This window comes from Cyclonatronum proteinivorum (assembly GCF_003353065.1).
In the GTDB taxonomy this organism is placed as follows: Bacteria; Bacteroidota; Rhodothermia; order Balneolales; family Cyclonatronaceae; genus Cyclonatronum; species Cyclonatronum proteinivorum.
The window spans coordinates 991,033-1,005,050 of the sequence record NZ_CP027806.1; the positions used below are offsets into that span (position 1 = coordinate 991,033).

A 14,018-nucleotide genomic window follows, 5' to 3' on the forward strand; every position below is an offset into this window, starting at 1 on the left:
GAGCCCCATTTTTGTGTTGAACTGACTTTTTCTGATTTGGCGACTGATGAACCTTTACCGCTGCGTAAAATCATCCATGTGGATATGGACGCCTTCTTTGCGTCTGTGGAACAGCTTGACGCCCCGGAGCTGCGCGGGAAGCCGGTTGTCGTAGGCGGCTCGCCTGACGGTCGCGGGGTAGTTGCCGCGGCAAGCTACGAAGCCCGCAAATACGGAATCCGCTCTGCCATGCCGGCCCGAAGAGCCGTAAAACTGTGCCCGCACCTCATTTTCGTGAAATCCCGCTTTGAACGCTACAAAGAAATTTCAGCACAGATCCGCGAAATCTTCTACAGCTTCACCGATCTCGTGGAGCCGCTCTCCCTTGATGAAGCCTATCTCGACATCACCGAAAACAAGCGGGGGATCGCTTCAGCCCGTCAGCTTGCGCGGCTCATCAAGGAAGAAATCAAGGCCAAAACGGGACTTACGGCTTCCGCCGGCGTTGCGGTTAATAAGTTCGTAGCTAAAATTGCGAGCGACCTCAACAAGCCGGACGGGCTCGCGGTCATCACCCCGGAAAAAATGATCCCGTTTCTTGAACAGCTTCCGGTAGGCAAATTTCACGGGGTCGGCAAAGCAACCGAAGCCAAAATGCACGGCCTGCACCTGTTTACCGGTGCCGACCTCAAAAAGCTTTCGGAACCGGAGCTTCTCCGGCATTTCGGCAAGGTCGGGCATTTTTACTACAACATCGTGCGGGGCATAGATGACCGCCCGGTAAAGCCCAACCGAATCCGGAAATCGGTCGGCGCGGAGAATACCTTCTCCGAAGACCTCCAAACCCTGCCCGAAATGAAAGCGCGGCTTTCCGTCATCGCAGCCAAATTAGCGGAGCGCATGCAAAGGGCCGGGGCTATGGGAAAGACCATCACCCTCAAGGTACGCTACGAAGATTTTGAGTCCGTGACCCGTTCCCGCACGCTCGATCACCTGACCGACAGGGAAGATGAGCTGTTTCAGGTCGCCCTCAGCCTACTTGACCAAACCCGGGCTGGTATCCGGCCGGTGCGTTTGCTTGGCATTTCGGTATCCAACCTCAACCTGCAGGACGAAGAAGACCATGTGCCGGGAACGGGCAGCATGCAGCGCCCGGGAATTCAGCTTGAACTGTTTGAACAGGGTACAGCGGACGATTAAGAACCGTGCGGGACAGGCAGCTGACGCCGTCCGAAATGATGGTTCAAAAGCGCAAAATCTGAAAAAAGGGCACAAGGCGTTTTGTATATATTCAAATTCCACTGTTCGGAATTGAAATAAGAGACAAGGTGTAAATTGTAAAAGCGCCTTGATTTTTTGGCTTTCGCCAGTTTTTATGCTGTAACAAGTCTTTACGGCTGTAAGGCCTTCCTATACATCCTATATACAAGCCTAAATTTTCCATCAGACGCGCAGAGTGTTGTTACAGCTGCGAGAAAGCGCTATTCTGATGATATTATCCTTCAATTAAATTGTACAAAATGAAACACATCCTAACAGCGCTTTGTACCATCGCGCTTCTCATGGCTGCACCCTTTGCTGTAGCCCAACAAGGCCCGCAGGCTTTTAATCAGTCGGGCAGTAATGCTCAGCCAAGTGAACTCCCGGAAGTATGCACCGGCACATGGACGGAAGCCGCAGAAGGCTCTTTTGATGATGGCTTTACCTATCAGTTTACCTCCATTGGTAATGTCGTACGTCTCGAAGTTGAGCTCCTTGATCCCAAAGAAGGACTTGTAGCCTTCGCCCAAACATACAATCCAAATTTTAATGAAGTTCAGATGGATCATCTGGGCGGGCAGCGCTTCGGCAGGCCTTTTTCCGGAAATGCGGAAGGCAGTACTTTTCGCGTAGCCGTTAAATTCGCCTTTGCGGGCGGTCTGGCGACCTCAACCATTATCGAGCATATTGTAGGCGATTGTGAAGTGGACGCCCCGTCGAATGGTATTAATTTCCCGATTACCTTTAATGATCCCGATCTCGACTACGAGCTCTTTGATTTTGGCGACAATCAGTCGCAGATTATTCAGGATCCCACAGACCCGGCCAACAGGGTTGTAGAATCGGTTAAGCTGGCCGGGGCCGCTACCTGGGCCGGCACAACAGTCGCCAATGATAACGGATTTATCCTTCCCATTCCGTTCTCACCGGGCAACACCATTATTACCGCGCGGGTTTGGTCGCCGGTTGCCGGTATTCCGGTTCGCATGAAGGTGGAAGACCATACCAATGTGACCGTTAGTGTGGAAACCGAAGCTACCGTTACGGAAGCCGGCGTATGGCAGACCCTCGAGTTCGATTTCAGCAACGAAGCGCCCGGAACCGAAGCCATCAACTTTGACCGCCTGTACACCAAGGCCTCCATGTTTTTTGATTTTGGGACCGAAGGCACCGGCGAAACGTTTTATTGGGATGACCTCATCTTCGCTGGCGGCGGCGGTGGCGGCGAAGAGCCCCCACCGGCTTCTCTCATTACCTTGCCGGTAACCTTCGAAGACCCCGATCTTGACTATCAGCTCGACGATTTCGGCGGAAACAGCTCCGTAATTGTAGCTGATCCTACCAACGCTGACAACCGCGTGGTGCAGTCAACCAAAGGCGCCGGCGCTGAACTTTGGGCCGGTACAACTGTTGCCCGCATGGACGGTTTCGCTGAGCCGATTCCGTTCAGCCCCGGAAATACAACCATGAGCGTACGCGTATGGTCGCCGGTCGCGGATATTCCGGTCCGCATGAAGGTGGAAGATCACACCAACGGCGCACTCAGTGTTGAAACAGAAGTTATGCTTACCGTCGCCAACGAGTGGCATACCCTTGAGTTCGATTTTGCACAGCCTGCCCCCGGCACCCCGGCCATCAACTTTAACACCAGCTACACCATGGCCTCGGTTTTCTTCGATTTTGGCACTACTGGTGCAGAATCCGGCGAACGAACCTACTTTTGGGATGATGTCACCTTCACCGGCGAAGAAGGCGGAACCGACCCGCCGCCTGCCTCTGACATCGAGCTGCCGATCACATTTCAGGATCCCGATCTGGATTATGAGCTGGTTGACTTCGGCGACACTGTTTCAGAAATCATCAACTTCCCGATCGACCCAACGAACCGGGTCGTTCAGACACTCAAACCAGAAGGTGCTGCAACCTGGGCCGGCACGACCGTAGCCGATGTTTCGGGCTTCTCAGAACCCATTCCGTTTGACCCTGACAATACGACCATGACGCTGCGCGTGTGGTCGCCGGTTTCAAACGTTCCGGTCCGCTTAAAGGTGGAAGACCATACCGATGTAACCGTAAGTGTTGAGACCGAAGCCATGATCACCGTGCCGGGAGAGTGGCAAACCCTCACCTTCGATTTCGCCAATCAGGCACCGGGTACCGAGTTCATCAACTTTGACAAGAACTACACCAAAGCGTCTGTATTCTTTGATTTTGGTTCTGAAGGCAACGGCGTATTCTATTACTGGGATGATCTCGCCTTCGGCAGCGGCCCCGGCACAGAGCCGCCCACAACCGTGACGCTTCCGGTAAGTTTCGAAGAAGACCTTGACTGGAGCACCATCTTTACAGATTTCGATGGCGGTGCTGCAAGTGTCGTTGCCAACCCCGATCCGTCAGGAATCAACACCAGCGGAAACGTTGGTAAAATGGTCAAAGGCGAAGGCGCACCCTGGGCAGGCAGTAGCTTCTTCCTCACCAATCCGCTCGAAATCGGCGATGTCCCCATGTCAGTTCAGGTTTGGGCACCTCGTGATGATTCCAGCTTGCTGTTCAAAATTGAAAACGGCGCAGACGCCGGTCAGTTTTTCGAAGCCGAACAGCCCATACCCGTTGCCAACGAATGGACCGAGCTGACCTTCGACCTCAGCGGTGCGAATCAGGCCTTCGAATATGACCGTATCGTGCTGATTTTCGACCTCGGCGAGATTGGGGATGGCAGCGAAAACTTCACCTGGTACTTCGACAACATCGGCTGGCTCGGCACTACAAGCCTCCATCCGGAGCTCGCAGATGTGCCGGTGCAGGTCAGCCTGAATCAGAACTACCCGAACCCCTTCAACCCGACAACACAAATTCAGTTCACCCTTCCGGTGAGCGATCAGGTGCGGCTTGAAGTGTACAACCTCATGGGACAGCGGGTAGCAACCCTGATTAACGACACCGTATCAGCGGGCACCCACACCGTAACCTTCGACGCCGGTTCTCTGGCAAGCGGCATGTACCTGTACCGCCTGCAAAGCGGTTCGGTGAACCTCACTCGCAAAATGATGCTGGTGCGCTAAAAAAAATCTTTTCCCCCCTCACCCGATGTTAGATTGAAATGATTGGTTGATTTGATTAGGGGGGTATGCAAAAGCCTCCTCTTTGCTTCACGGCAAGGGGGGCTTTTTTTTTGAAACTTTGGGGATTTGGGGATTTGGGGATTTGAAGCTTTGGGGATTCCGCAGTGGCACTATGGTAGTGTTACAAAAGTGTGTTCAGATGACGATGGTCGAACGGTTTGTGTGTTCGTTTTAAAATCCCCACCAAAGGTATGCCGCCCTTTCAGGGCTCAGGAATGCTGACGGTGCCTGACACAGGGTTTGCACCCTGTGCTGTGTTATATCGCCCTTTCAGGGCTTTTGCCGGAATTCGCCAAACTTCCCCACAACCCACCGCTATCCGCGAAATTGCGATGCGATTAACGGTAACGATGCTGAACCTACCCGGAAGCCAGCTCCATGGGGGTGACATCTTCGTCGAAATCAAACCACAGTGATCCGCGACATGGCGATACGATTAACGGTAACGATGCTCGAGCTACCTGGGTACCAGCTCCGTAACGGGTGACATCTTCGTAGCAAATCAATCCACCGCTATGCGCGAAATGGCGATGCGATTCATGGCCACGATGCTTAACCTGCCCGGAAGCCAACTCCGTAGGGGTGACATCTTCGTCGAAATCAAACCACAGTGATCCGCGACATGGCGATGCGATTAACGGCCATGATGCTCGACCTACCCGCGTACCAGCTCCGTAACAGGTGATATCTTGGTATAACATCAATCCACCGCTATCGGTGAATTTGCGATGCAATTAACGGCCACGATGTCGAGCCTGCCCGCTAACCAGCCCCGTAGGGGTGACATCTTAGTAGTAGCAAATTGCCACGCCCCCCCCCACATTTCCCCCGCGCGCGCCGAAGGCGCGCATGCGGGGCCGGGCGAATAGCCCGAAGCAAACCCGTTGTAGAGACACAAAAATTTGCGTGTCTACGATGCCGGATTGATGCCAAAATTTCGATACCCGGGAGAGACCATCCCCCTTCGTAGCAAAACCGATCGGCGCTTTTCGCGGATTTCCTGTTTTGCTGAACAGGATTTGTAAGATTCACAAGATGAACAAGATAGTTGTTGGGTTTCAATGCCTGCACTACAAATCTTCCTTAACCCACCGCTATCCGCGAAATGGCGATACGATTAACGGCCATGATGCTGAACCTGCCCGGCAACCAACTCCGTAGGGGTGACATCTTCGTAGAAATTACAAACGAACACCAGACCCATTCCCCCAAAAAATAAAAAACCCGGCCTGCTATTGCTGACAAGCCGGGTTTTGATAATGCAGCTGTTATCCCCCCGAAAAAAACAAGGGGACGAAAAACCAAATTTACGCCAGCGCCTTGGTGACTTCGGCGGCGGCTTCTTTCAGAAGAACTGCGGAAACAACATTGAGATCGCTGTTGTCGATGATCTCCTTGGCTTCTTCGGCATTGGTGCCCTGAAGGCGCACGATGATGGGCACGTTGGCCACTTTGGCCGCAATCTCAGGATCCTTCACCGCTTCGAGTACACCATTGGCTACGCGGTCGCAGCGCACGATACCACCGAAGATATTGATAAGAATCACTTTCACATTCGGATCTTCGAGGATGATTTTGAAGCCGTTTTTCACGGTCTCCACATTGGCGGTACCGCCCACATCGAGGAAGTTTGCCGGGTCGCCGCCCGCAAGCTTGATGATATCCATCGTCGCCATAGCGAGACCCGCGCCGTTTACCATACAGCCCACGTTGCCGTCGAGCTTGATGTAGTTCAGGTTGAACTTGCCGGCTTCCACTTCGGCAGGATCTTCTTCGGTAAGGTCGCGCAGTTCCATCAGATCTTTGTGGCGGAACAAGGCGTTGCTGTCGAAGTTGATTTTGGCGTCGAGGGCAATCACGTCGTTATCGGGTGTAAGCACGAGCGGGTTGATTTCGAAGATTGATGCGTCGGTAGCTTCGAAAGCTTCGTAGAGCGACAGAATGAATTTCACACCCTTCTTGAATGCGTCGCCGGTAAGGCCCAGCGCGAAAGCGAGGCGGCGCGCCTGACTCGGGTACAGCTTCTGACCCGGCTCAACCCACTCTTTCACAATCAGCTCGGGGGTTTCTTCCGCAACTTTTTCGATTTCAACACCACCTTCGGTGGAGACCATGATCACATTCTGCCCTTTGGCGCGGTCGAGAGTGATACCCAGATAAAATTCATGCGCGATATCAACGCCATCGGTTACGTACAGGCGCTGTACTTGCTTGCCGGCCTCGCCGGTCTGAATAGTTACGAGGGTATCCCCGAGCAGGGCCTCCGCGCCTTGTTTTACTTCTTCAACAGTTTTGCAAAGCATCACGCCTTTGGCGCCGCTTTTTACGGTGCGGCCTTTACCGCGCCCCCCGGCATGAATCTGTGCCTTCAAAACAAATAATGTAGCCCCTTTGGCTTTCAGCTCTTCAGCCGCGGAAACCGCTTCCTCAACAGAGAAAGCAGGAATTCCTGCGGGTACAGCAACCCCGTATTGCTTGAGGATTTCCTTGGCCTGATACTCGTGAATATTCATAACAAAATAATACTATAGGTTGATAGGGAATCTCGGATGTGAAATTAATACTAATACTAATGTGCGCGTAAAATAAAACTTTATGCGCACTTCACATATTAGAAATGTGAGCTTATTGAGCCCTGTTAAATAAAAAAAGCGGCGCAAGCATGTAACAGCTGCGCCGCTTTTTGGTTTTTCAAAGGAAGCTTACGCTCAGACGGCTGAGCCGGCCGGTTCAAACAGCCGGTCGGGGCGATGGCGCTGTTCATACACCGTTTCGGAAAGGGACTCCAGATTTTCACCTTTAAACGGCTTCTCCTGTGAAAGCAGGTAGCAGCTGTCCATGCCTCGCTTAAGATTCGCCTTCATCTTCAGCAATTTGCGTAAACGGCTTTATCATCGCCTTGCCAGCAAGTAAAATTCCTGGTGAATAATGCGGGCTAAGCAGAATATGGCCGAATCCCTGGAATCTGTCTGAATAAAAATTTTTTGTGAAGTGCGCTCAAAAAACAGTTTCTAATAACCAACCTTTTTATTAGATTATAAAAAGTATTCCTACTCTTAAATATGGAATAGGTCAACTGGTTTAACTTCGGTGCCAAAAGCAACAAAAGCAAGACCCTAACCGCAGTTGAGCCATCAAAAACCCTTACCGATTATGACGCGCATAAAAAAAATTATTCTCTTCCTGCTGCCGCCACCCAACTGGCGGGTGCCGGTTATTGTGCTTATGGGCGCGCTGTTCGGGATTGGGGGGTATGCCTTCGTTGTATCGAATGCGGTGAGTTACCTCAGCGACGATCCGGCTACTTGTGTGAACTGCCATGTAATGGGGCCGCAGTTCGCTACCTGGTTTCACAGCTCGCACCGCGAGCATGCAAACTGTAACGACTGTCACGTGCCTCAGGATAATCTCATCAAGCAGTATTACTTCAAGGCGCAGGACGGGCTCCGGCACGCGACCATTTTCACCCTGAACACTACGCCCGACCCCATCGTGATGCACGAAGCGGGGCAGCGGGTGGTGCAGGCGAATTGTCAGCGGTGCCACGATCACACCAACCAGTTTGTGACGTCCGGGCAGGTAACCTTCGATCACGTGCAGGAAGGCCGCGGGCAGCTCTGCTGGGACTGTCACCGCGACGTGCCGCACGGTACGGTGCGGGGTGCAGCTTCCGTGCCTAACGCCCGCGTTCCCGTACCGCAATCCACTATGCCTGAATGGCTCCGGCTACAGCAAAACCGCTAATATTTTAATCCTTCTCTATTATGAGTTCCATCAGTAATTCAATCCAAAAACGACCCTGGCTGGGCTGGCTGCTGTTTATCGGCACTATGGTTGTCGTGTTTTTGCTGGGTGTTTTAACCTACACCATTATTGAAAACCGCACCGCAGGGCAGTTCGCCTTTGTTTCCTCCGCCCAAATTGACCCGCTTGAGCCCCGTGCTGAAGTATGGGGCAGCTTCTTCCCGCGGCAGTTTAACACCTATAACCAAATGGCGGATACCACCTTCCGCAGCAAGCACCTCGGCTCACAGCGCCGCGACCTGCTCGAGGACAATCCCGCATTTGTGATTCTGTTTGCCGGATTTGGCTTCTCCCGTGATTATAACCTCTCCCGCGGGCACATCTACTCGGTAAGCGATACCCGGGAAACGCTCCGCACAGGCGCCCCACAACAAGCTGGTGACGGTCCGATGCCGGCAACCTGCTGGACCTGTAAATCACCGGACGTGGTGCGCCTGATGGATGAGCACGGCGTAGCCGGATTTTACGCAAAGCAATGGTCTGATTTCGGTAATGAAGTCGTCAATCCCATCAATTGTGCAACCTGCCATGAATCGGATGACATGAGCCTGAGTCTTGCGTTGCCGGCCCTGACCGAAACCTTTGCACGCCTCGGTCGTGATATCAGCACTGCAAGCCATCAGGAGATGCGTTCGCTTACCTGTGCGCAGTGTCATGTGGAGTACTACTTTGGGGAAGACAACTATCTCATATTCCCCTGGGATGAAGGTATGACTGCCGAAGATATGGCCCGCTATTTTGATAACAGAGGCTTTGCCGACTGGATTCATCCGCTCAGCCGCGCCCCGATGATTAAGGCGCAGCACCCTGACTATGAGGTGTTCACCACCGGTATTCATTATCAGAGAGGCGTATCCTGCTCGGATTGCCACATGCCGTACAAAACCGAAGGCGGCATGAAATTTACGGACCATCAGATACAGAGTCCGCTTAACAACATCGCGGCAGCCTGTCAGACCTGTCACCGGCAGAGTGAAGCCGAGCTGATCCGCAACGTGTACGACCGTCAGGATATGGTGAAGGAAGTACGCGTGAAGCTGGAAGACGCGCTCGTTCTCGCGCACCTTGAGGCGGAATTCGCCTGGAATCTGGGCGCAACCGAAGATCAGATGCGCGAAGCCCTGCACCTGATTCGTCACGCGCAATGGCGCTGGGACTACGCCGCAGCCACACACGGCGGCTCCTTCCACGCACCGCTTGAGCTTACCCGCACCATCGGTGACGGCCTTGATATGGCACACCGCGCGCGCCGCAAGATTGCCACAACCCTGGCCGAACTTGGTCACATCGGCGATCCCCCGCTGCCCGATGTTTCTACCAAGCTATTGGCGCAGCAATACATTGGCATTGATGTAGATGCGCTGCAGGCTGAAAAAGACCGCTTCCTCGAAGAGCTGGTTCCCCAATGGCTGCAGGAAGCTGCCGCAACACACGAGCGCTGGGATGTGCGCCGTCGTGAAAACCCTACCAATTACATCAACCCGTAATACCCCGCAACAGTCGTATGCAAAGCTGAAAAAATCATCAGGCGGCGGCTGTCACGCCATCAGACAGACGCCGCGCATACGGCAGCAACTTAATTTTTTTAACCCAATAATTAATGTGTTATGCGCCTGAACAACGCTCAAAATAAACGCGAAGCGGGTTCGCAACCCCGCAAAAAGCCCGTCTGGACCGGCCCATGGGGCTATACCGAAGGCTGGCTGATCTGCCTCGGTCTGCTAATCACCGGTACAGCCTTACAGCTCACCATTGGAGGACTCAACCCCAATGCCCTCTCCTGGCCGGTCAACATCATCACCGGCAGCATTTTTACCGGTATTCTGATTTTTGCCTGGTACTTTCTGCGCAGCCTGCCGATGGTCAACTGGCTGGCGCGCGTACCTGCCGCCATCACCTCTATTGCCCTGCTCACCTTTCTGGTCCTCATCATGGGCTTCAACCTTCAGGAAGACGCCGGTAACCCGGTCTGGGTGCAGAAGCTCGGCCTTTCCAACATGACAAGTTCCTGGCCGTTTTTATTCGGGATGATGTTCTTCATGGCCTCCCTCGGCATGGCTACCCTGAAACGGCTCACGCCCATGAAAGGCCGGAACATCGGCTTTTTCCTGAACCATGCCGGACTCTACATTGCCATCCTCGGTGGACTGCTGGGCGCGGCGGATCTCAAGCGCGTTTTCTTCGACCTCACAGAAGGAGAAGTGATGTGGGGCGCCGTTGACCGTGCCGGCGTGTATTACGAGATGCCCATGCCCGTAGAACTCGAGCGCTTCAACATGGAAGAATTCAATCCCAAGATTGCCATCATCTACAGTGAAACCGGCCGGATTGTGCCGGAATCCATCAATCAGATGTTTGAAATGGGGAAAGGCCATCGCGGCAATCTGTACGGCTGGGATGTGGAAATCCTCGAGTTCCATAAAATGTCGGGCCGCATCGACGGTCGTTTTGAGCCGGTTGTGGACTACGGCGCACCGCCCTCCGCGCTTGTGCGGGTCACGGATGCAGACGGTCAGCAGCTCGAAGGCTGGATTACAAGCGGCAGCTTCATGTATCCGCATCAGCTGCTGCAGGTAGATCACGAAATGGCCATCGCCATGACGATCCCGCAGGCGAGTCACTACAGTTCTGATGTGGTGATCTACACTCCCGACGGCGAGATGCGTCAGGCGCGGGTGGAAGTCAACAAACCTGTAACGGTCAACGGCTGGAAGCTCTATCAGTTCAGCTACGACGACCGCTTCGGCAAATGGTCATCTTCCTCGACCATCGAAGCCATCCGTGACCCCTGGCTGCCAGTCGTGTACCTCGGCATTTTCATGCTGATTGCCGGTTCGGTTTACCTCATGACTCTCGGCAAAGCGCCCGATCCGGAGCCGGATCAAACCGCGGGATTTGATAAAGCCGGAAAGCCATCCATCGAAACAAAAACAGAACCCCTCAAAGCGGCTGTTAGCGAAGATGCACCCAACAGGCAGCCCGAACGCCTGCGCAAACCTGAACCCGAACTGTTAGAAGTATAGTGCCATGATGCCCATCGACCCAACCTTATTCACCCTTGCCTCCATAGCCCTCTGGGCCGTGGGGATGGCGCTCTTCCTGATTGCCGGGGAGCGCAGAACCATCAAACTGCTGGCGCACGCGAGCTATCTCTCCGGCGTAGTTGTCCTGGCCGTATTTGCCTGGCTGCTCTGGGATATTCTCGATCGTCCGCCCATGCGCACCCTGGGCGAAACCCGCCTGTGGTACGCCATGTTCCTGCCGGTCATCGGCTATGCGACCTACATGCGCTGGAACTACAGCTGGATTCTGCACTACAGCGGCGCTGTTGCCATCGTATTTGTGGCGATCAACCTGATTTACCCCGACAACTACGACCGCGATCTCATGCCTGCCCTGCAAAGCATCTGGTTCGTGCCGCACGTGATTGTGTACATCTTTGCCTACGCGCTGCTTGCGGCCTCGGCTATCGTAGCGGTTAAGGGCCTTGCGATACAGTATTTGGGCCTCAACTGGAAATGGAGCATACAGCTGGCCGACAACCTCGTGTATCTCGGCCTCGGCTTCCTCACGCTCGGGCTGCTGTTTGGCGCGCTTTGGGGCAAAGAAGCCTGGGGACACTACTGGATGTGGGATCCCCAAGAGACCTGGGCCTTCCTTACCTGGATCGGATACCTCGGCTACATTCATTTCCGCTATCACAAACCCGGTAAAACCGCCGAAGCCAACTGGATGCTCGCGGTCGCCTTCATCATTCTGCTGATTGCCTGGTTTGGCGTAAACTATCTGCCTTCCGCGGCCAACAGCGTGCACACTTACACCCAATAAGCGCAGGAAAGAGGGAGAAAAAGGCTGAATCTCACGAAGGTTCAGCCTTTTTTATGGTCTCATGTTCTGTAAATAAAAAAGGCTGCGCCGAATAAACGGGCAGCCTTTTGGAGGTGTACGGGGCTATGCTTGGGTGATGGCTTATGTACACTACAAGTCCGGATCTTATGCTTTAGTAAATATTATAGCATAAGGTTACTATAAACTTGCGTTTATTAAACAAAATGGAAGGTCTGAATAAGGACGGGGCATGCAGACCGGAAAGTATGGGGCGATTGTATTATAGCGGGTAAAACCGCTTAGACAATTGATTCCCATAACAGTTTTCAATACACTGTAACAATGTCATTGAGAAAAATGCATGTTTATTGGTGTGTTTTAAGAAGAGGGTGACAGTCTGCTTGCTACAATATTACGCATGCACAACTCTTCGGGCAGTGCTTCGAAGCTAAGCCCATCGATGCCTAAGAAGGCAAGCTGATTTCCAGGTTTGGCAACCCAGTCGTTCACGGCTATGGTGTAGGTTTTAAACGGGTCTATCGTATTCGGAAAAGCACCAACGACAAATTCACCGGTGCGCTCTTCCCACTTATGGTTGCTAAACTGATTGGCACGCTTGATGATTTGCTTGAGTTGGGAACCCCTGACTTCGGCTTTAAAAAGACTGCTGTCAAACCGGATAGTATTGTCAATGTCATAGAATCTGACCTTTCCGAAAGGTAAAACGGGGCCAAAGGTTGTGTTGTTGATGAAGGCCGCATCTGTACCTGCAGCGCGTCTGAACCAGTTTACGGTATTAGAAATAAATGCATGAGGCGTAGTATGCTGCAAAAAGCTGCCGGCTGTTGCGCTCTCTGTACTGTTGAGATGACGTGCCTCCTGTGTTTTAATCATCTGTCCCATTTCAGTGTCTTCGCCAATGTGATCATCAAACTCAACAGTTGTGATTTTGTAGCTGCGCGGATTGGTACCGTCACGGGGCGACATTTCAATGATATCGCACAGATGGCCTCCCCATGCAGTATGCAGTGCCAGCCAGGAGTCGGTTTGCAAGTGCGCCCTTAAATGGTCGTGACCGCCGAGTACAACACTTCCGGCGGGCATTTTATCAAGTACTTCATTATCAGCGATGAAGCCATCGTGATTCATCACAATGTGTACCGCGCCATTGTGGAGCAGACTTCCCAGTTTTTCATTCAGATATTGGGATGGTTCCGGAAAATGCCATGTATTCCTGTGTATGGGCTGGTACGTGTCAGGATTGCTGCATGACAGACCGATAATGCGGAGCAACTGATTGTTTTGGGTAACCGTGATGGCTGTTGAAGCAAGGTTGCTGCCATCAGCCTTGTTTCTGATATTAGAAACAACAGCAATATCGAGCCGGCGCATACGCTCAACTACGCGACTAAAATCATTTTCAAGACCTCCCTCGTGATTCCCAAGATTGACTACAACCTGCGCATGTTTACTCAGGCGTTCAAGAAAGTACCACTCCAGCGCGCCTTTGGAGCGTGAAGCGACTTTGTTACTCGTTTCAAAAATATCGCCATTGATAAGTATGAGTTGTCTTTCGCCACTTTGCTGGTGTAACTGCGAAACAAAGTTGAGAATACGTGGGAAATGACGGTGAGAAGAATGCAGGTCAGCAAGGCAGATTACCCGCATTTGCTGATTGTTGTCTTCATCATCAAAATTTGGTTTGAGGCATGCGCTCAGGGATAACATGCCCAGAAAACCTGTTGCGCTTAATTGAAGGAAGCGCGACCTGCTCATGATTTTCGTTTTATCCATTCTGATGAATATGCTATAATGAGTCCTAAAATAGTGGCAAGAAGCTCAACTGTTACAGTCCGGAGGCAGTCTAACGCATTTAACATTAAGACTACCTTATATTTGTAAAAAGATTGAAGCAAAAAAATTCCCTCAGCGCTGAGGGATGTATATTCGAGCCTGAAGCAATACCTAACCCTTTTGAAGCTCGAATTAAAGAATATAGAAATGATCAAATACATCTGCACAACT

Annotated in this window: 9 protein-coding genes; 6 read left to right on the forward strand and 3 right to left on the reverse strand. The window is 52.5% G+C overall.

Features of this window, described 5'->3' with window-relative positions; genetic code table 11:
- The first annotated feature begins 84 nt into the window (after positions 1–84).
- Both dinB and CYPRO_RS03850 read left to right on the forward strand, forming a co-directional pair.
- Positions 85–1,179, forward strand: coding sequence for a DNA polymerase IV (gene dinB, locus CYPRO_RS03845; protein ID WP_240644865.1), 1,095 nt, complete (start codon positions 85–87; stop codon positions 1,177–1,179).
- A gap of 320 nt (positions 1,180–1,499) precedes the next feature.
- Positions 1,500–4,301: a T9SS type A sorting domain-containing protein gene (locus tag CYPRO_RS03850; RefSeq protein WP_124245512.1), complete on the forward strand. Its 2,802-nt coding sequence runs from the start codon at positions 1,500–1,502 to the stop codon at positions 4,299–4,301.
- Positions 4,302–5,668: 1,367 nt separating this feature from the next.
- Here CYPRO_RS03850 and sucC read toward each other — a convergent pair.
- The gene (gene sucC / locus CYPRO_RS03855) at positions 5,669–6,874 is read right to left on the reverse strand and encodes an ADP-forming succinate--CoA ligase subunit beta (protein ID WP_114983370.1); all 1,206 of its coding nucleotides are present in this window, start codon (positions 6,872–6,874) and stop codon (positions 5,669–5,671) included.
- Positions 6,875–7,069: 195 nt separating this feature from the next.
- On the reverse strand, positions 7,070–7,201 hold the full coding sequence (locus CYPRO_RS16830; RefSeq protein ID WP_270049194.1) for a hypothetical protein: 132 nt from the start codon (positions 7,199–7,201) through the stop codon (positions 7,070–7,072).
- A 313-nt stretch (positions 7,202–7,514) separates the two neighbouring features.
- Here CYPRO_RS16830 and nrfH point away from each other — a divergent pair, with 313 nt between their 5' ends.
- From nrfH to CYPRO_RS03875, 4 genes are all read left to right on the forward strand, one after another.
- Positions 7,515–8,105 carry a cytochrome c nitrite reductase small subunit gene (gene nrfH, locus CYPRO_RS03860; protein ID WP_240644826.1) on the forward strand — a complete coding sequence of 197 codons (591 nt, stop codon included), beginning with the start codon at positions 7,515–7,517 and terminating at the stop codon, positions 8,103–8,105.
- Between the two features lie 20 nt (positions 8,106–8,125).
- Positions 8,126–9,652: an ammonia-forming cytochrome c nitrite reductase subunit c552 gene (locus tag CYPRO_RS03865; protein ID WP_240644827.1), complete on the forward strand. Its 1,527-nt coding sequence runs from the start codon at positions 8,126–8,128 to the stop codon at positions 9,650–9,652.
- Between the two features lie 120 nt (positions 9,653–9,772).
- Positions 9,773–11,188 carry a cytochrome c biogenesis protein ResB gene (locus CYPRO_RS03870; protein WP_114983371.1) on the forward strand — a complete coding sequence of 472 codons (1,416 nt, stop codon included), beginning with the start codon at positions 9,773–9,775 and terminating at the stop codon, positions 11,186–11,188.
- Positions 11,189–11,195: 7 nt separating this feature from the next.
- Positions 11,196–11,993, forward strand: a complete 798-nt coding sequence (locus tag CYPRO_RS03875; RefSeq protein WP_114985688.1) for a cytochrome c biogenesis protein — start codon at positions 11,196–11,198, stop codon at positions 11,991–11,993.
- 378 nt (positions 11,994–12,371) lie between these two features.
- Here CYPRO_RS03875 and CYPRO_RS03880 read toward each other — a convergent pair whose 3' ends face one another.
- Positions 12,372–13,787, reverse strand: a complete 1,416-nt coding sequence (locus tag CYPRO_RS03880) for a metallophosphoesterase (RefSeq protein ID WP_114983372.1) — start codon at positions 13,785–13,787, stop codon at positions 12,372–12,374.
- Positions 13,788–14,018: the final 231 nt, after the last annotated feature.